Annotated in this window: 18 protein-coding genes; 13 read left to right on the top strand and 5 right to left on the bottom strand. The window is 65.4% G+C overall.

What is annotated here, in order from left to right; translation table 11 throughout:
• The 3 genes from AC3FKG_RS21525 to AC3FKG_RS21515 form a co-directional block, all read right to left on the bottom strand.
• A partial coding sequence (locus AC3FKG_RS21525; RefSeq protein WP_488744072.1) for an alpha/beta fold hydrolase occupies window positions 1-784 on the bottom strand: 784 nt, incomplete at its 3' end.
• Window positions 785-794: 10 nt separating this feature from the next.
• Window positions 795-1,547, bottom strand: coding sequence for a maleate cis-trans isomerase family protein (locus AC3FKG_RS21520; protein WP_483710783.1), 753 nt, complete (start codon window positions 1,545-1,547; stop codon window positions 795-797).
• A gap of 48 nt (window positions 1,548-1,595) precedes the next feature.
• Complete coding sequence (locus AC3FKG_RS21515) at window positions 1,596-2,558, bottom strand: amidohydrolase family protein (RefSeq protein ID WP_488744071.1); 963 nt, start codon at window positions 2,556-2,558, stop codon at window positions 1,596-1,598.
• Between the two features lie 392 nt (window positions 2,559-2,950).
• Between AC3FKG_RS21515 and AC3FKG_RS21510 the strand changes: the two genes are divergently transcribed.
• The 10 genes from AC3FKG_RS21510 to AC3FKG_RS21465 all read left to right on the top strand — a co-directional run bounded on the left by AC3FKG_RS21510 (window position 2,951) and on the right by AC3FKG_RS21465 (window position 12,939).
• Complete coding sequence (locus tag AC3FKG_RS21510; RefSeq protein ID WP_483711915.1) at window positions 2,951-4,555, top strand: MFS transporter; 1,605 nt, start codon at window positions 2,951-2,953, stop codon at window positions 4,553-4,555.
• A gap of 167 nt (window positions 4,556-4,722) precedes the next feature.
• Window positions 4,723-5,940: an ABC transporter substrate-binding protein gene (locus AC3FKG_RS21505; RefSeq protein ID WP_488744070.1), complete on the top strand. Its 1,218-nt coding sequence runs from the start codon at window positions 4,723-4,725 to the stop codon at window positions 5,938-5,940.
• 8 nt (window positions 5,941-5,948) lie between these two features.
• Complete coding sequence (locus AC3FKG_RS21500; protein ID WP_488744069.1) at window positions 5,949-6,740, top strand: ABC transporter ATP-binding protein; 792 nt, start codon at window positions 5,949-5,951, stop codon at window positions 6,738-6,740.
• Window positions 6,737-7,474 (top strand): ABC transporter ATP-binding protein, encoded by a 738-nt coding sequence (locus tag AC3FKG_RS21495; RefSeq protein WP_483711918.1) that lies wholly within the window; start codon window positions 6,737-6,739, stop codon window positions 7,472-7,474. Before AC3FKG_RS21500 ends, AC3FKG_RS21495 begins: the two co-directional genes overlap by 4 nt.
• A gap of 12 nt (window positions 7,475-7,486) precedes the next feature.
• On the top strand, window positions 7,487-8,371 hold the full coding sequence (locus tag AC3FKG_RS21490) for a branched-chain amino acid ABC transporter permease (protein ID WP_488744068.1): 885 nt from the start codon (window positions 7,487-7,489) through the stop codon (window positions 8,369-8,371).
• Window positions 8,371-9,420: a branched-chain amino acid ABC transporter permease gene (locus AC3FKG_RS21485; RefSeq protein ID WP_488744077.1), complete on the top strand. Its 1,050-nt coding sequence runs from the start codon at window positions 8,371-8,373 to the stop codon at window positions 9,418-9,420. The genes AC3FKG_RS21490 and AC3FKG_RS21485 overlap by 1 nt, the downstream gene beginning before the upstream one ends.
• A gap of 79 nt (window positions 9,421-9,499) precedes the next feature.
• Window positions 9,500-9,805 carry a non-heme iron oxygenase ferredoxin subunit gene (locus AC3FKG_RS21480; protein WP_211950792.1) on the top strand — a complete coding sequence of 102 codons (306 nt, stop codon included), beginning with the start codon at window positions 9,500-9,502 and terminating at the stop codon, window positions 9,803-9,805.
• Window positions 9,806-9,816: 11 nt separating this feature from the next.
• The gene (locus AC3FKG_RS21475) at window positions 9,817-11,109 is read left to right on the top strand and encodes an NAD(P)/FAD-dependent oxidoreductase (protein ID WP_488744067.1); all 1,293 of its coding nucleotides are present in this window, start codon (window positions 9,817-9,819) and stop codon (window positions 11,107-11,109) included.
• Between the two features lie 12 nt (window positions 11,110-11,121).
• Window positions 11,122-12,411, top strand: coding sequence for a Rieske 2Fe-2S domain-containing protein (locus AC3FKG_RS21470; protein WP_483711921.1), 1,290 nt, complete (start codon window positions 11,122-11,124; stop codon window positions 12,409-12,411).
• A gap of 12 nt (window positions 12,412-12,423) precedes the next feature.
• Window positions 12,424-12,939, top strand: a complete 516-nt coding sequence (locus AC3FKG_RS21465; RefSeq protein ID WP_483714375.1) for an aromatic-ring-hydroxylating dioxygenase subunit beta — start codon at window positions 12,424-12,426, stop codon at window positions 12,937-12,939.
• 70 nt (window positions 12,940-13,009) lie between these two features.
• On the opposite strand, the gene AC3FKG_RS21460 is transcribed toward AC3FKG_RS21465, so the two are convergent.
• Window positions 13,010-13,543, bottom strand: coding sequence for a MarR family winged helix-turn-helix transcriptional regulator (locus AC3FKG_RS21460; RefSeq protein WP_483711922.1), 534 nt, complete (start codon window positions 13,541-13,543; stop codon window positions 13,010-13,012).
• Window positions 13,544-13,908: 365 nt separating this feature from the next.
• Here AC3FKG_RS21460 and xsc point away from each other — a divergent pair, with 365 nt between their 5' ends.
• From xsc to AC3FKG_RS21445, 3 genes are all read left to right on the top strand, one after another.
• On the top strand, window positions 13,909-15,675 hold the full coding sequence (gene xsc / locus AC3FKG_RS21455) for a sulfoacetaldehyde acetyltransferase (protein ID WP_488744076.1): 1,767 nt from the start codon (window positions 13,909-13,911) through the stop codon (window positions 15,673-15,675).
• Window positions 15,676-15,799: 124 nt separating this feature from the next.
• Window positions 15,800-16,837, top strand: a complete 1,038-nt coding sequence (pta, locus tag AC3FKG_RS21450; protein WP_488744066.1) for a phosphate acetyltransferase — start codon at window positions 15,800-15,802, stop codon at window positions 16,835-16,837.
• Entirely contained in the window at window positions 16,834-17,604 is a 771-nt protein-coding gene (locus AC3FKG_RS21445) for a sulfite exporter TauE/SafE family protein (RefSeq protein ID WP_483711924.1), read from the top strand. The genes pta and AC3FKG_RS21445 overlap by 4 nt, the downstream gene beginning before the upstream one ends.
• Before the next feature lie 31 nt (window positions 17,605-17,635).
• Here the strand turns inward: AC3FKG_RS21445 and AC3FKG_RS21440 are convergent, their stop codons facing one another.
• Entirely contained in the window at window positions 17,636-18,937 is a 1,302-nt protein-coding gene (locus tag AC3FKG_RS21440) for an MFS transporter (RefSeq protein ID WP_483711925.1), read from the bottom strand.
• Window positions 18,938-18,940: the final 3 nt, after the last annotated feature.

Below are 18,940 nucleotides of genomic sequence, written 5' to 3'. Positions count from 1 at the left end.
AGAAGCCGGCCTCGTCGTCCCACGGGATCATGTGGCCGGCATCGGCGACGTGGCTCACCAGCACGCCCGCCAGCAGCGTGCGGATTTCCTGCTCGTCTTCGTCGCGCACCACGTCGCCACGGCCGGCGCGCATCAGCAGCGTCGGCACGGACACGTGCGGCAGGTCGGCGTGGATGTCGTCTTCATGGAAGCCGTTGAAGCTCGCTAGGATTGCGCGCTCGTCGCAGGTGTGCAGCCACTCGGCGCGCAAGCGCAGTTGCTCGTCCGTCCATGTCGGACAGAAGCGGCGCATGCCTTCCGCGTCGACACCAGCGCGCGCGAGGCGGATGGAATCGATGTACCACGGCAGCTGCGCGGGATAAGCGCGGCGGCCGGGGCCGGAGACCGGCGGATCCACCATCACCAGCCGCGTCATGCCTGCGGGGCGCTGGCGCGCGGCACGAACGCCAATGCGCCCGCCCATCGAATGGCCGACGATGGCATAGCGCTGCAGGCCGAGCGCCTGCGCGAACGCGATCACGTCGGCAGCTTGCGCATCGAGGCTGTAGTCCAGCGTGTCGCTCGCTTCCGACAAGCCACGGCCGCGCACATCCAGCACATAGGTATCGAAGCGCTGGCCGAACTGCTCGCCGACGAAGCCCCACGTGATGGCCGGGCTCGTGATGCCCGGCACGATGATCACGGCGTCGCGCGACGCGCGTTCGCCATCGTTGCCGCCGTAGCGCAGGTAGTGCTGGCGGATGCCGTTGGCCTGGACGTTGCCGCCGTAGAGGAAGGTGCTCATGGCGCGGCCCTCAGTAGGCGCCGGACAGCAGCGCGCCCGCGCCCGGCACGACCGGCTCCAGGTCCAGCGCGCGCAGCATCGCATAGGTGGTGGCGATAGCCGCCGTGATCACCGGCTTGCCGGTCATCGCCTCGACCTTCGCTACCGCCGGCAGCGACGGCATCTGCACGCAGGCGGACAGCACGATGGCATCGACGTCGGCAATGTTCATCTGCGCGACGATGGCCGGAAGCTTCGCCGGATCGTGGCGGCCCACTTCGAGGTTGTCGGGAATCTCCAGCGCGCGGTAGTCGACGACTTCGTAGCCTTCGTTGCGGATGTAATCCACCACCAATTCCGTCAGCGGCTTCATGTACGGGGCAACCACGGCGATGCGCTTCGCGCCGATCACCTTGAGTGCATCGACCAGCGCGCCGGCACTCGTGATTACCGGCGCATCGCCACCGTTCTCAACGGTGTGGGCTTTCAGGCGCTGTTCCGACTTGCGGTGATAACCATGGCCCATCGCCATGATCGCGACCAGGCAGGCGTAGCCGAGCACATCCACGCGCGCGTCGGATAGCTCGACGGCGCAGCGGTCAGACTCGGCATCCATCGCCGCCAGTTCTTCCTTGACCACCTTCTTCATGCGCATGCGGCTCGAATGGAAGGTGAAACGTTCGGGGCGGATCTGCTGCCGTGCGCTCAGCATGGCGGGGATCTCGGTTTCCATCGTGGTGTTGGAGCTCGGCACGATCTGGCCGATGCGAAAGACTTTTTGCATGGGTGTCCTTGCGTAGTGCGGTGTCAGCGCTGTCAGCGGTGACAGCGGTTACAGCTTGAGAAGGCGTTGGGCGTTGCCGTGGCAGACCAGCGCGCGCGTCGCGTCGTCGAGCGGCGCTTCCTCGATGAACTTCGCCGCGACCTCGGTCGATTCGTATGGGTAGTCGACGGAGAACATCACGGCTTCCGCCCCCATTTCGGCGATGGCACCGGACAGCGCGCCGTGCGAGCACACGCCCGACGTGGTGATCACGATATTGGTGCCGATGTACTCCGACGGTGCGCGCGCGAGCCGTACCCCGTGCGAGTACACCGCGAAGCGGCTGTCGAAGCGCCAGCGCTGGAACGGCAGGCCTTCGCCCATATGGCCGAGAATGATCTTGAGCCGCGGGAAGCGGTCGAACACGCCGCCGAACAGCAGGCGCAGCGCGTGCGATGCCGTTTCCACGCCCCAGCCCCAGGCGGCGCCATCGAGTTCCGGATGGCCGGCCAGCACCTGTGGCTTCACATAGGCATCGGTCGGGTGCAGGTACAACGGCACGTCGAGCGCTTGCATCCGCTCCCAGAACGCGTCATACGCGGGATCGTCGTAATAGCGGCCGTGCGTGTGGCCATTGACCAGCGAGCCCTTGAAGCCCAGTTCGCGCACCGCGCGCTCCAGCTCCCTGCCCGCCTGTTCGGGATCGTGCATGGGAAGCGCGGCAAAGCCCGCAAAGCGCGTCGGATGACGCGCGATCTGTTCGGCCAGGAAATCGTTGCTCTGCCTTGCGCGCGCCACGGCAAGTTCCGGTTTGGCTTCGCCCTGCACACCAGGACCGGTCTGCGACAACACGGTGATATCGATGCCCGCGCGGTCCATCTCCGCGAGACGGAGATCGTCAAAATCGGCAAGGCGGCGGCCCAGGTCGGCGAACACCGCGGGGTCGATATATTGCGTGAATGCCTTGGAGTAGGCCTGGAACCCTGGCGTCATGAAATGCTCTTCCAGGGCGATCTTCTTCACTCTTGTCATGCTGTGGGGGCTCCTGATGACGGGTTGCAGCGCACCATCAACGGCGCAGCGGGGGTTTCGCGCCGATTGTTCAGTACACTGACTAATTGCGGATTCTAGTCAGCGGAATTGCAAAAGTCCAGACAGCGATTCCGGAGGGTTAACACCTATAACGATGACCCAACACGCTCAGTACACTGCCCCACATGCTCAGTATGCTGACAATATTAGCCAGCTACTTAAAAACAGGGCATTGCAGGGATTCCGGCTTCTGTTGCCTGGCCCGCATATTGCTCAGCACACTGCGCATCTCATCAGCATACTGACTGATGCACCGGAAGCAGGCATGCGCCTGCACGACCGGGAAGAATAAAGACAAATGAGACAACTGGCTTCACCATAGGACCCCCGCCATGACTATGAGCCTGACCCGCGATGAAGCGCGCGCCTCCGCTTCCGGCATGACCGCGGAGGAGCGCAAGGTCATCCTTGCCTCCTCCTTCGGCGCGTTGATGGAGTGGTATGACTTTTATATCTACGCTGCGCTGGCCGTGTACTTCGGCGCGCTGTTCTTCCCCAAGGGCAATGAAACCGCCGCCTTTCTTGCGAGCCTGGCGACGTTCGGCGCGGGCTTCCTGATCCGCCCCGTCGGCGCGCTACTGTTCGGGCGGCTCGGCGACATCATCGGGCGCAAGTACACCTTCCTGGTCACCATTTTGCTGATGGGCATCGCCACTGTCGGCGTCGGCGTGCTACCCACGTACGAGCAGATCGGCATTGCCGCCACCGTGCTGCTGGTGCTGCTGCGCCTGCTGCAAGGGCTGGCACTGGGCGGCGAAGTCGGCGGCGCGGTGACATACGTGGCCGAGCATTCACCGGTGCACAAGCGCGGCCTGTACACCAGTTCGCTGCAGACCACGGCGACGCTCGGGCTGCTGTCGTCGCTGCTGGTCGTGTACCTGCTCAAGACCTTCCTGACCGAGGCGGAATTCCGCGCGTGGGGCTGGCGCATTCCGTTCATCGTGTCGTTCGTGATGCTGGTGATCTCCGTGTACATCCGCGGCAAGCTGCATGAGTCGCCGGTATTCGCGCGCATGAAGGCCAGCAACGCAACGTCGAAAGCGCCGATCCGCGAGAGCTTCACGCAATGGCATAACCTGAAGTCCGTACTGCTGTTGTTTGCCGTGGCAGCAGGCCTCGGCGCTATCTTCGGCACGGGTCATTTCTACACGATGTTCTTCGTCAACAAGACGCTGCACGTGCCGATCGAAACCGTGCACATGCTGATCGCCATCGCGCTCGTCGTCGCCACGCCGTGCTACCTGTTCTTCGGCTGGCTGTCGGACCGCATCGGCCGCAAGTACATCATGATGGCGGCATGCCTGCTGGCCGCCGTCACGATCCAGCCAATCTTCAAGGGCCTGACGCACTACGCCAACCCGGCACTAGAGCATTTCCAGCAGCAAGGCACCATCCAGGTGACCGCTGGCAACTGCAAGGCCCGGTTGTTTGGCGATCCGGTGTCCGACTGCGACAAGATCCGGGGCTACCTGACCGACCTTGGCGTGGGCTACACCTTCGTGCCGGCCGCGGATTCGGCGCAGGCCCAGGTCCACATCGGCACGCGGACGCTGCAGGGCTTCGACCGCGATGCCATCAAGCGCGCGCTGATCACCGCCGGCTGGCCCGAGCGCGCCGATCCCGCGCGCATCAATATGCCGATGCTTTTCCTGCTGCTGCTCGTGCCCATCCTGTTCCTGGCGATGGTGTACGGGCCGATGGCGGCTTTCATGGTGGAACTGTTCCCGGCGCGCGTGCGCTACACCTCGCTGTCGCTGCCCTTCCACCTGGGCGCCGGCTGGGTCGGCGGCATGCTGTCGTTCGTCGTCACCGCGATGAACGTGTCGAGCGGCGACGTCTACTACGGGCTCTGGTATCCGGTGGTCATTGCCGGTGCGGCCTTTGTGATCGGCATGCTGTTCGTGCCCGAGACTCGCGGGCGCGACCTGTCGGTCTGAGCCGCACAAACATGGCAATGGGCGGAGCGATCCGCCCTCTTTACCGCCCCATCCTCAGCATACTGAGTTCATGACCGAGTGCCCGGGCACGGCGATGACGCCGGGGCACCGCAGGCTACAACCATCGCAACCCTGTTCACTATCCACGAAGACAACCGGGAGCCCCCATGTCCAAACCTCGCACCCTCCGCACGCTTGCCCTGTCGTCGGCCCTGCTGGGCCTTGCTGCTGCCGCCCCCGCCTGGGCGGATGCCAATGGCGTGAAGATCGGCGTCATCACCGATATGTCCGGCTCGTATGCCGATCTCTCCGGCAAGGGCTCGGTGCTTGCCGCGCAGATGGCCGTGGAAGAGTTCGGCGGCAAGGCGCTCGGCAAGCTGGTCACGGTGTTGTCGGCGGACCACCAGAACAAGGCGGATATCGCATCCTCGCTGGCGCGCCGCTGGTTCGACACGGACGGGGTCGACATGGTGATCGATTTCCCCAACTCGTCGACGGCGCTGGCGGTGCAGGAGGTCGCCCGGCAGAAGCAGAAGATCGACATTGTCTCGACCGGCGGCGCGATGGCGCTGACCAACCAGAACTGCTCGCCCACGGGCTTCCATTGGGCGTGGGATACATACTCGGTGTCGTATCCGCTGGTCAAGCGCATGATCGAGCAGGGCCGCAACAGCTGGTACTACATCACCGTGGACTACGCCTTCGGCCAGTCGCTGGAAGCGGATTTCCGCAAGGCCGTGGAGGTCAGCGGCGGCAAGAACGTGGGCAGCACCAAGCATCCGCTCAACGCCAGCGACTTCAGCAGCCCGGTGGTTGCCGCATCGGCATCGAAGGCCAAGGTCGTGGTGCTGGCGAATGCGGGCAACGACATGATCAACGGCGTGAAAGCCGCCGGCGAGTTCGGCCTGGTGAAGGCCGGACAGACCGTGATCACGCCGTCCACCTTCATCACCGACATCAAGAGCCTGGGCCTGAACACCGCGCAGGGCCTGACCTACGTCGATCCGTTCCGACTGGACCTGGACGACAAATCGAAAGACTTTGTCGCGCGCTACTACAAGCGCCACAAGGCCTACCCGACGCACGGGCAGATCGGCGTCTATTCCGGCGTGCTGCACTACCTGAAGGCCGTCGAGGCCGCGAAGACCGTCGACGGCCCCGCCGTGGCCGACAAGATGCGCGCCCTGCCCGTCAATGATGCCTTCGTCCACAACGGCAAGGTACGCGCCGATGGCCGCATGGTGCATGACATGTACCTCGCCCAGGCCAAGACGCCGGCGGAATCCAAAGGCCCTTGGGACCTGGTGAAGTACCTCGGCACCATTCCTGGCGATGAGGCGTTCCGCCCGCTGTCCGCCAGCGACTGCGCGCTGGTGAAGAAGTGAGCGCGCCCATGACCGATGCTGAAGCCATCCTGCAGACCCGCGGCCTGAGCAAGAGCTTCAAGGGCTTCACGGCCGTGAACGATGTCAGCCTGCGCGTGCGCCGCGGGTCGATCCATGCGCTGATCGGCCCGAACGGCGCGGGCAAGACCACGTGCTTCAACCTGCTGACGAAGTTTCATGCGCCGTCGTCCGGCTCCATCCACTTCAACGGCACCGACATCACCGCGCTGCGGCCCGCGCACATCGCGCGCATGGGCGTGATCCGGTCATTCCAGATCTCGGCGGTGTTTCCGCAACTCAGCGTGCTGGAGAACGTGCGCGTGGCGCTGCAGCGCAAGCTTGGCACGGCCTACCACTTCTGGCGGGGCAAGCAATCCCTGTCGCAGCTGGATGGCCGCGCCATGGAACTTCTCGATGCGGTCGGCCTGGCCAGCTTCTCGCACCTGCCGACCGCCGAGCTGGCCTATGGCCGCAAGCGCGCGCTGGAGATCGCGACCACGCTTGCCATGGACCCGGAGCTGATGCTGCTGGACGAGCCCACGCAGGGCATGGGCCATGAAGACGTGGAGACGGTGACCGCGCTGATCAAGCGTGTGTCCGCCGGGCGCACCGTGCTGATGGTCGAGCACAACATGAGCGTGGTGTCCTCGATCGTCGACCGCATCACCGTGCTCCAGCGCGGCGCGATCCTGGCCGAAGGCAGCTACGACGAAGTCTCGAACGATCCGCAAGTGAAGGAAGCCTATATGGGAACCACAGACGAGGCCGCGGACCTCCACGTCCGCGCGGAGGCCGCATGACACGGGCGACCACCCCCGCACTGGAGATCCGCGACCTGCACGCGTGGTATGGCGAATCGCACATTCTGCACGGCGTGGACCTGACGGTGAACCCCGGCGAGGTCGTCACGCTGCTCGGCCGCAACGGCGCGGGGCGCACCACCACGCTGCGCGCGATCATGGGCCTGGTGGGCCAGCGCAAGGGCTCGGTGCGCGTGCATGGCCAGGAGACCATCGCCATGAAGACGCACCGCATCGCGCCGCTCGGACTTGGCTATTGCCCGGAGGAGCGCGCGATCTTCTCGAGCCTGTCGTGCGAGGAGAACCTGCTGCTGCCGCCCGAGTTCGCGCGCGCACCCGGCGCGGTGGGCCTGCGCGAGCCGATGACGGTCGCCGAGATCTACGAGATGTTCCCCAACCTGCTCGAACGGCGCAAGAGCCCGGGCACACGCATGTCGGGCGGGGAACAGCAGATGCTGGCGGTCGCGCGCATCCTGCGCACCGGCGCCAGCGTGCTGCTGCTCGACGAGATATCGGAAGGGCTGGCGCCGGTGATCGTGCAGAGGCTGGCGAAGATGATCACGATGCTGCGCCGGCGCGGCTACACCGTGGTGATGGTGGAGCAGAACTTCCGCTTCGCCGCACCGCTGGCCGACCGCTTCTACGTGATGGAGCACGGCGCCATCGTCGAGGCATTCGAGTCTTCGGACCTGGAACGCAAGATGCCGACGCTTAACGCGCTGCTCGGCGTGTAAGGAGAGTTTCCAATGGAATTGTTCGGAGTACCCCTGCCGGCGCTGCTCAGCCAGCTGCTGCTGGGGCTGGTGAACGGATCGTTCTACGCGATCCTGAGTCTCGGGCTGGCGGTGATCTTCGGCCTGCTCAACGTGATCAACTTTGCCCACGGTGCCCTCTTCATGCTCGGCGCGGTGCTGGCCTGGATGGGCCTGAACTACCTGGGCATCGGCTACTGGCTGATGCTGCTGCTGGCGCCGCTGGCGACCGGGGCCATCGGCGTGGTGCTCGAACGCACCATGCTGCGCCACCTGTACCGCTTCGACCATCTCTACGGGCTGCTGCTGACGCTCGGCATCTGCCTGCTGCTGGAAGGCTTGCTGCGCTCCGCCTATGGGGTCTCGGGCCTGCCCTATCCAACGCCTGACGCGCTCACCGGCGTGACGGGGCTGGGCTTCATGGTGCTGCCGAACTACCGCGCCTGGGTGGTGGTGGCTTCGCTGGGCGTCTGCTTTGCCACGTGGTACGTGATCGAGAAGACCCGGCTTGGCGCCTACCTTCGGGCCGGCACCGAAAACCCGCGCATCGTCGAAGCATTCGGCATCAACGTGCCACTGCTGGTCACGCTGACCTACGCGTTCGGCGTGGGCCTGGCAGCACTGGCGGGCGTGCTCGCGGCGCCGGTGATGCAGGTTTCGCCACTGATGGGCCAGAACCTGATCATCACGGTGTTCGCCGTGGTGGTGATCGGCGGCATGGGCTCGATCCTGGGATCGATCTTCACCGGCCTTGGCCTCGGCGTGTTCGAGGGCGTGACCAAGGTGTTCTACCCCGAGGCCTCGGCCACGGTCGTGTTCGTGGCCATGGTCTGCGTGCTGCTGGTGCGCCCGGCCGGTCTCTTTGGAAAGGAAGCATGATGACGGCACGCGACAACCGCGCTACGTACGCTTACGGGCTGCTACTGGTAGTCCTGACGGCGGCCCCGTTCCTGGGAGCCTATCCGGTGCTGGTGATGAAGCTGCTGTGCTTCGCGCTGTTCGCCTGCGCCTTCAACCTGCTGCTCGGCTTCACCGGCCTGCTGTCGTTCGGCCATGCCGCGTTCTTCGGCGGTGCGGCCTATGCATGCGGCTATGCAATGAAGGCGCTCCACGTCACGCCGGAAATCGGCCTGCTGTCCGGCACGGCATTCGGCGCGTTGCTGGGCCTGGCATTCGGCGCGCTGGCGATCCGCAGGCAGGGCATCTACTTCGCCATGATCACGCTGGCGCTGGCGCAGATGTTCTATTTCTTCTGCCTGCAGGCGCCGGTCACCGGCGGCGAGGACGGCTTGCAGGCGGTGCCGCGCGGCAGCCTGTTCGGCATGGTCTCGCTGGAATCCGACATGACCATGTACTACCTGGTGCTGGCCATCACCGCGGCGGCGTTCCTCGGCATCATGCGAATCGTCCACTCGCCATTCGGGCAGATCCTGCGCGCCATCAAGGAGAACGAGCCGCGCGCGGTCTCGCTCGGTTATGACGCGGACCGCTTCAAGCTGCTGGCCTTCGTGCTTTCGTCCGCGCTCGCGGGGCTGGCCGGCGCGCTCAAGACGCTGGTGCTCGGCTTTGCCACGCTGACCGATGTGCACTGGATGATGTCTGGCTCGGTGATCCTGATGACGCTGGTGGGCGGCATGGGCACGCTGTCCGGACCGATCCTGGGCGCACTCGTCATCGTCGCGCTGGAGAACAAGCTCGGCGATGCCGGCACGGCGCTGGCGGCGCTGACGGGCATCTCGTGGTTCGACGCGCTCGGCGAGTCCGTCAGCATGGTCACGGGGCTGATCTTCGTGGTCTGCGTGCTCACGTTCCGGCGCGGCATCATGGGCGAGATCGAGGCCCGCTGGCGCGTTCGCCCTGTATCGCGGCCCGTCGCCGCGGTGACTGGTGGGGCACGGCCCGGTGCCGCCGGTTCCGGACAGGGTTAACGAGGATAGTTCGTTCAAATAACATCAGTACACTGATCGTTATAGTCAGTGTACTGACAGATTAGCAACGGAGAGCTTCATGGCATGGATTGAAATCAACGACGCCGGCACGCTGCAGAACGATGAAGTGATGCCGCTCACACTGGGCGAGCGCCAGCTGGCTGTTTTTCGCAGCGACGACGAGTACTTCGTCACCGACAACGTCTGCACGCACCAGTACGCCCTGCTGTCCGACGGCTACCTGGAAGACGGCTGCATCGAATGCCCGCTGCACCAGGCCCGCTTCGACATCCGTACCGGCAAGGCCATGTGCGCGCCGGCCGCCACCGATATCCGCACCTACCCGGTCAAGTTCGAAGACAGCCGGGTCTGGGTCGAGCTGTGACGGACCCGCGCATGTCCCCGCAAGCTTCCATCCTGATCGTCGGTGCCGGGCAGGCCGGCGCAATGGCAGCGGCCGAGTTGCGCAAGCTCGGGCACGCGGAGCGCATCGTCATGGTCGGCGGCGAACGGCACGCGCCGTACGAACGGCCGCCGCTGTCCAAGGCGGTGCTGGCCGATGCCAGCCAGCAAGGCCAGATCGGCGTGCATCCCGCGGGCTTTTACGCCGAAGGCGATATCGACCTGCGTCTCGACACCACGGTGACCGCGATCGACCCCGCGCGCGGCGTCGCCGCCTGCGCGGACGGTAGCGAGATCCGCTTCGGCACCTGCCTGCTCGCCACGGGCGGCAGCGCGCGCACGCTGCCGGCGCTGCCGCCCGGCACGCCCGGTGTGCACTACCTGCGCACGCTGGACGACGCTGGTGCCCTGCGCGAGGCCATGCAGCGCGCCGACGAGATCCTGGTGATCGGCGGCGGCTTCCTCGGCCTGGAAACGGCGTCGACCGCGGTGGACCTCGGCCTCAAGGTCACGGTGCTGGAAAGCGCCGACCGGCTGCTAGGCCGCGCCGTCCCGGCGGAGCTGGGAGACTGGCTCGCGCAGCGCATCCGCGCACGCGGCGTGGACCTCAGGCTTGGCTGCCAGATCGCCGCAATCGAACCGCAGCCACAAGGCGTGCGGGTACGGCTGGCCGATGGCACCACCTGGCGGGTGCCGGCGCTCGTCGTAGCCATTGGCCTGACGCCGAACACCGACCTTGCCATCAGCGCCGGGCTGGCGCTGCATGCGGGCAATGGCGGCATCCGCATCGACGAACAGGGTCGCACCAGCGCACCGAACATCTACGCCGCCGGCGATTGCGCGAGCCAGTTCCAGCCATTGTTCGGCACGGAGATGCGCATGGAATCCTGGCAGTCCGCCAACGAACAGGCCCGCATTGCCGCCACGTCGATGCTCGGCCTGCAGGCCGCACCGGCCGCCACGCCGTGGTTCTGGACCGACCAGTTCGGCTGCAATGTGCAGATGCTTGGCGCCGCCCACGCCGGCATCCGCTATACGTGGCGCGAACGCCCGCGCGGCGACGCGGCAAACCCGAAGTTCATGCTGCTTGGCACGCTGCACGGCCGCTTGCGCCACGCAATCGCCGTCAACGCCGGCGGCGACCTGCGCCAGTTGCGCGCACTGTTCGGCGTGCCCGTCGAAGAACACATGGCCCGCCTGTGCGATGCCGGCCTGCCGCTGCGCCAGCTCGTGCGCGACGTGCAGGTGCAAGCACCGGGCCGCACCGCCAGCCTCACCTCACACTGAAAGGAACGCCCCATGTACCAGACGCAAGCGGTGATCCAGCACAAGCTGGGACGCAAGGACACCGGCCTGGCCGACTGCCGCTGGCCCGAAGACGGCCTGCACTTTATCCCGGACTGGGTGTACACGAGCCAGCCGGTCTACGATCTCGAGCTCGACAAGATCTTCCGCGGCCGCTCGTGGAATTATGTTGCGCTGGAAGCGGAGATCCCGAAATCGGGCGACTTCAAGCGCTCCTACGTCGGCGCCACGCCCGTGGTGGTGTCGCGCGCGGAAGATGGTTCGATCAATGTCTTCGAGAACCGCTGCGCCCATCGCGGCGCGGAGTTCTGCCGCCACAGCCAGGGCAACACCAAGGAATTCGTCTGCCCCTATCACCAGTGGTCCTATGACCTCAAGGGCAACCTGCAGGGCGTGCCGTTCAAGCGCGGCGTGAATCGCGCGGGCGGCATGCCGAAGGACTTCCGCAATGAAGACCACGGGCTGGTGAAGCTGAACGTGGCCACGCGCAACGGCGTGATCTTTGCCTCGTACGCGGAGGACATGGAAAGCCTGGAGGCATACATGACGCCGGAGATCCTCAAGGACTTCGACGTGGTATTCAACGGCAAGCCGCTCAAGGTGCTCGGCTATTACAAGAACGAGCTGCCGTGCAACTGGAAGATGTACCACGAGAACCTGAAGGACCCGTACCACGCTACGCTGCTGCATTCGTTCCTGGTGGTGTTCGGCCTGCTGGTGGCGGGCAATGAATCGGCCATGATCGCCGACCCCGTGCACGGCCGCCATGGCACCATGGCGTCGGCCAAGAAGGAAGACAAGTACGCGGCCGTCAGCGACGAGAACAAGAAGGAAATGCGCTCGTACCACGAAGGCATGCGCCTGGAGGACGAGCGCTTCCTGGAGTACGTGAAGGAATTCGACTCCCCTTGGTCCGTCACCATGCAGACCATCTGGCCGAACCTGATCGTGCAGCGCGAGATGAATACGCTGGGCGTGCGCCACATCGTTCCCAACGGCCCCGACAGCATGCTGATGCTGTGGACCATGTTCGGCTATGAGGACGACACCGAGGAAATGACCCAGCACCGCCTGCGCCAGGGCAACCTGATGGGGCCGGCCGGCTTCCTCGGCCTGGAAGACAACGAGGCCATGAAGTTCGTGCAGGAAGGCGTGCGCCGCTCGACCACCGACGTCAATGTGCTCAAGCTCGATGCCAACCACGTGGGCACGTCGAATTCGCTGATCTCGGAATCGGCGATCCGCGCCATGTACCAGTACTACCGCAGCGTGATGGGGTTCTGAACGATGAAACCGATGCACTACGCCGTCTATCGCGAAAGCACGCTGGGCACCGCGCGCGCCATCGAACTGCGCCTGGAGATCGAAAACTTCCATGCGGAATACTGCGCGGTGCTCGACGCTGGGCTGGTCGAGCAGTGGCCGCGGTTCTTCACCGACGATGCGCTCTACCGCATCACAGCACGCGAAAATGCCGAACTGAATCTGCCGGTCGGTCTTGTTTATGCCGAGGGTATCGGCATGATGCGGGACCGCGCCGCGGCCATTGCCAATACGCAGATGTTCGCGCCGCGCTACAACCTGCACCTCGTGACCAACACGCGCGTGATCGACGAGACGGCGGATGGCGACATCATCGCGCAGGCCAATTTCCTGCTGCTGCAGACGCTGGTGGAGGGGCCGACCACCATGCATATGGCCGGCACCTACCACGATCGCTTCGAGCGTACGGGAGGCCGGTTGTTGCTGCGCGAACGCCAGGTGATCTACGACACGACGATCATCGCGAACGATCTGGTGTATCCCGTCTGAGGCATCTCCCCAGAAATACAAGGCGGGCCTGGCGCCCGCCTTGTCGTTTTGCTGCCACCCCGCCGTCGCCCTACATACTCCTCAACACCGTCCGGCTGTACTGGTTGTTCGCCTCCACCAGCGTGGCCAGCAGTTCCATGAACACTTCGCGCTGCGCCGGCTTCAGCGGCGCCAGCATGCGCTCCTGCGCGCGCGCCATGTCGGCGCGCAGTGCCGTCACCACACTCTTGCCCTCCTTGGTCAGGTAGACATGGCGCGTGCGGCGATCCGCCGGATTGTCGCGGCGCTCGACCAGACCGCGCTCCTCCAGCCGCCGGACTACGTCCGCCGTGGTCGTGCGGTCCAGCCCCACCTCCTGGCCCAGCGAGGTCTGGTCCAGTCCGGGCAACACCGACAACACCGTCAGGATCGCGTACTGCACCGGCGTGATGTTGGGCGACTTGCATTCCTCGAAGAACATCGCGACGTGGATCTGGTGCAGGCGCCGCACCAGGAAACCCGGCCGCGCCCATAACAGGTCCTTGGCAGGGTCACTCTCCGCCCCGATCGCCGGCACCGCCGCACTGTCATCCACGGCTGCACCGCGCTTTGTTCTTGGAGCCATATCACTCACCAGTTTGTTAGCACACTGAAAGTATATAGGAAGGCCGGGAGGGAACGGGCTTTGTCCGGACATTCCGGTTCCGGAACGCCCCGCCGTTGGAGATATCGGCATTTTAATACTCATAAGACACTTTTTGATGAACTAGTCTCGTTTTTTTGCTCGGTAAATTCCAAAAAATAAAACTTTCTATTGACCGGGGACGATCCAGCGCCTACATTTCCCCCAACAACAATTTTCCGGAACGAATAGTTCCACTTTATTAAGTCACACAGGAGACACCCATGCGCGACCTCGACACGACCTCGCACCCCGCAGTTTCTGGTGGCTCGGCTACCGAGACCCAGGTGCCGGCCGGCCCCCAGACCATGACGCCGTCCGAGGCGTTTGTGGAAACCATGGTGGCCAACGGCGTCACCGATATGTTCGGCATCATGGGCTCCGCCTTCATGGATGCGATGGACATCTTCGCCCCGGCCGGCATCCGCCTGATCCCGGTGGTGCATGAACAGGGTGCGGGCCACATGGCCGACGGTTTTGCCCGGGTGTCGGGTCGCCACGGCGTGGTGATCGGCCAGAATGGTCCTGGCATCTCGAACTGCGTGACGTCGATTGCCGCTGCGTACTGGGCGCACAGCCCCGTGGTGATCGTCACGCCCGAAGCCGGCACCATGGGCATTGGCCTGGGTGGGTTCCAGGAGGCCAACCAGCTGCCGATGTTCCAGGAGTTCACCAAGTACCAGGGCCACGTCACCAACCCGGCCCGCATGGCCGAGTTCACGGCGCGCTGCTTTGACCGCGCCAAGGCCGAAATGGGCCCGACGCAGCTGAACATTCCGCGCGACCACTTCTACGGCAAGATCACCGCCGAGATTCCGAAGCCGCAGAACCTCGATCGCGGTCCCGGCGGCGAGCAGAGCCTGAACGAAGCGGCCGAACTGCTGGCGCAGGCCAAGTTCCCGGTGATCATCTCCGGCGGCGGCGTGGTGATGGCCGATGCGATCGAGGAATGCAAGGCACTGGCCGAGCGCCTGGGCGCGCCGGTGGTCAACAGCTACCTGCACAACGACTCCTTCCCCGCCAGCCACCCGCTGTGGTGCGGCCCGCTGGGCTACCAGGGCTCGAAGGCTGCGATGAAGCTGATCTCGCGCGCCGACGTGGTGATCGCGCTGGGCTCGCGCCTGGGGCCGTTCGGCACGCTGCCGCAGCACGGCATGGACTACTGGCCGAAGAACGCCAAGATCATCCAGATCGATGCCGACCACAAGATGCTGGGCCTGGTGAAGAAGATCTCCGTCGGCATCTGCGGCGACGCCAAGGCCGCCGCCATCGCGCTGTCGCAGCGCCTGGCCGGCCGCACGCTCGCCTGCGACAGCACCCGCGACGCCCGCGCCACGGAAATCGCCAGCGAAAAGGCCGCATGGGAAAAGGAACTGGACGAATGGACGCATGAGCGCGACCCGTACAGCCTGGACATGATCGAGGAGCAGAAGAACGAGCGCACCTTCAACGGCGGCACGTACCTGCATCCGCGCCAGGTCCTGCGCGAGCTGGAGAAGGCCATGCCGGCGGACGTGATGGTGTCGACCGACATCGGCAACATCAACTCGGTCGCCAACAGCTACCTGCGCTTCGAGAAGCCGCGCAGCTTCTTCGCGGCGATGAGCTGGGGCAACTGCGGCTACGCGTTCCCGACCATCATCGGCGCCAAGGTCGCCGCGCCGCACCGCCCGGCCGTCTCGTACGCCGGTGACGGCGCCTGGGGCATGAGCCTGATGGAAACCATGACCTGCGTGCGCCACAACATCCCGGTGACGGCCGTGGTCTTCCACAACCGCCAGTGGGGCGCGGAGAAGAAGAACCAGGTGGACTTCTACAACCGCCGCTTCGTCGCGGGCGAGCTCGACAACCAGAGCTTTGCCGAAATCGCCAAGGCAATGGGCGCCGAAGGCATCGTGGTGGACCGCCTGGAAGACGTGGGCCCCGCGCTCAAGCGCGCCATCGACCTGCAGATGAATCATGGCAAGACCACGATCATCGAAGTCCTGTGCACGCGTGAACTCGGCGACCCGTTCCGCCGCGATGCGCTGGCCAAGCCGGTGCGCTACCTGGACAAGTACAAGGACTACGTCTGATCGAAGCTGCACCCGTTCGCTGGCGCTCGGGTGCGCCCTCTCCCGCTAGCGGGAGAGGGGAGAACACCAAGGGCATAGCGTGAAGCGCTGGCCCTTTTTTCAGTCCTACCGAGCCAAACCCGACATGAAGCCCATCCTCCGCATCATCGACCGCGCACGCGCCGCGCCCCGCCGCATCGTCCTGTGCGAGGCAGAAGACCCGCGCATCCTGCAGGCGGCGGAGCGTGCAACGCGCGAGGGCATCGCGCAGGTCATCCTGGTGGGCAACCCGGAGCGGATCAGCGCCGCCGCGCAAGAGCATGGGATCGTCCTGGACGGGATGAACATCGTCGACCCGGCCGCTTCGGCACTGGCGCCCTCCTTCGCGCAGGCGCTCTATGCCATGCGCCAAAAGAAGGGCATGACGCTGGACCAGGCCCGACAGGCGGTGCTCGATCCGCTTTGCTTCGCCAACCTGATGGTGCGGCAGGGCCATGCCGATGGTTCGGTGGCCGGCGCGGTCCACACTACCGCCGACGTGGTGCGCCAGGCGATCCAGCTGATCGGTCTGGCGCCCGGCTTCCGCCTGGTGTCGAGCTTTTTCCTGATGATGCTGTGCGAGCCGTTCCACGCGCTCAAGGGCGGACTGATCTTCTCAGACTGCGGACTGGTGGTGAACCCCGATGCCGAGGAACTGTCGGAGATCGCCATCGCCGCCTCCGACAGCGCACGTTCGCTGCTGAACGAGGAGCCGCGCGTGGCGATGCTGTCGTTCTCGACCTGCGGCAGCGCGAAGCACGCGGCCGTCGACAAGGTGGTCGCGGCCACGGAGCGCGTGCGCGCGCAGCGCCCCGGCCTGGCCATCGATGGCGATGTCCAGCTCGACGCCGCGATCGTCGCGGAGATTGCCGAGCGCAAGATTCCACATTCGCAAGTGGGCGGCCACGCCAATGTGCTGGTCTTCCCCAATCTTGAAGCCGGCAATATCGGCTACAAGCTCGCCGAGCGCCTCGGCGGCGCCAAGGCCATCGGCCCGATGCTGCAGGGGCTCAGGAAGCCCGCCAACGATCTGTCTCGCGGTTGCAGCGAGGAAGATGTCTTCCATGTCATCGCTGTCACGGTGGTGCAGGCGCAGGCCGCTTCGGCGCAGCAGGCAACTTCCGGAGAACAGGCCGCAGCATGAAGCCGGAATGGTTGATACCCGTGCTGGGCCTGCAGGCGCTGCTCGGCGCGGGAACGTATTTTCAGACCGTGACAGGCTTTGGCCTGGGCATGATCGTGATGGGCGCCACGAGCGGACTGGGCCTGGCTCCGGTGGCGACGGTCGCGGCCGTGGTCAGCCTGGTGACACTGGCCAACAGCGCATGCGCGCTGCCTGGCAAGATGCAGCATATCGACCGGCGCGCGGTGCTTGCCGCGGCCATCGGTATCCTTCCGTCGGTGGTCGCAGGCGTGATGCTGCTCGACTACCTCAGCAGCACCGCGGCCACGCTGCTCCAGATACTGCTGGGCGCGGTGATCCTGTATGGCGGCCTGAGTTCGGCGCTGCGGCCCGAGCCGCTGGCGCGGCGCTCGGGCGATGGCAGTTTTCTTGTCAGCGGCATCTTCGGCGGCCTGCTGAGCGGCATGTTCGGCGTGTCCGGGCCGCCGCTGATTTTCCAGTTCTACCGCCAGCCCATGAAGCCGGTGGAGATCCGCTGCGCGCTGATCCTGGTCTTTACCGTGACCTCCAGCGTGCGCACCCTCTTCTCGGCGTGGCAAGGCCAGCTTGACGCGCAGGTGTGGCTGCAAGCCGCGATCGGCGTGCCGGTGGTGGTGCTCGCCACGCTGCTGGGACGCCGCTTTCCGCCGCCGTTCTCCGCGACCACCACGCGGCGCATCGCGTTCGGCGTGCTGATGGGCATCGGCGCGAGCCTGATGGTGCCGGCGCTCGTCAGCCAGTTTGGCTGAGCACCGCTCACCATCCCTCGCACGCACGACTTCAGGCCGCGCTCCCCGCGGGCTGCGCCAGCGGCGCCGCTTCGGGTTCCTCGCCGCCACCGGCCTGCCCGAGGTCCATGCCGGTGGTTTCAGGCAACAGCATCGCAGCCACCACCACCATCGCATAGCCCACGCCGGCGACAATCGCGATCGCGATCGGCAACGAAGTGCGGCCTGAACTGAGCCATCCCACCGACAGCGGGAACAGCGAGCCGATCACGCGCCCGGCGTTGTATGACACGCCGTAACCCGTCGCGCGGATATCGTTGGGAAAGGACTCCGAGATCGTCGCGCCGATCCCCGCGAACACGCCCTGCATCAGGATCCCTAGCGGGAAGCCGAGGAACAGCATCGACGTGTTCGACACCGGGATCACCATGTAGACCAGCGCCGCCACGAAGGCCCCTGCCGCGAACACGATGTAGGTCAGCCGCCGGCCCCAGCGGTCGGTGGCATAGGCGCCCGCAACATAGCCGATCAGGGACCCGACAATCGTCACGGCCAGGTAGGAACTGGTGCCGAATACCGACAGGCCGCGCTCGGTCTTGAGGAAGGTCGGCAGCCAGGTGGCGATGGCATAGTACGCGCCCAGCATCCCGCCCGACAGCAGGCTGCACAGCACCGTCCTGGACAGCAGCGGCCCGCGGAACAGCCGGCCCAGCCCGCCCAGTGCCGTCTGCTGCCGGCCGGCGGCGCGGGTCTTCAGGAAGACCTCGGGCTCCTCGAGATTGCGGCGCAGGTAGATCACCACCAGTGCCGGCAGGATGCCGAGGAAGAAGCAGACGCGCCAGGCGGTCTCCGCCGGCAGCACGCTGAAGGTGAGCGCGTAGACGATGGCCGCCGCGCCCCAGCCAAAGGAATAGCTGCTGGCGGTGAAGCCCGAGTATTTGCCCCGGTGCGCCGGGTTGCGGATCATCTCCGTCACCAGCACCATGCACAGCGACGACTCGCCGCCGAAGCCCAGTCCCTGAATCATGCGGAACAGCATCAGCTGCTCCGGCGACTGCGCCAGCCCGCACAGGAAGCAGGCAATGGCGAACACGATGATGGTCCAGCGCAGCACCCGCACGCGGCCATAGCGGTCGGCCAGGATGCCGGCCCCGATGGCGCCCACCAGCGACGACACCAGCGTCCACGTGACAATGGCGCCGGCGGTCGACTTGCTCATGCCCCACTGACCCAGCAGCGTGGAGATGAGGAACGAATAGATCATGAAGTCGAACACGTCGACCGCATGCCCGAGGAAAGCGCCATAGAAGCCCTTGCGCTCCATGCGCGACAAATCGCGGAACCAGTCAAACATGAT

The sequence above is a fragment of the Cupriavidus sp. 22TCCZM04-2 genome (genome assembly GCF_057798895.1).
This window is presented reverse-complemented; position numbering and strand designations above follow the sequence as displayed.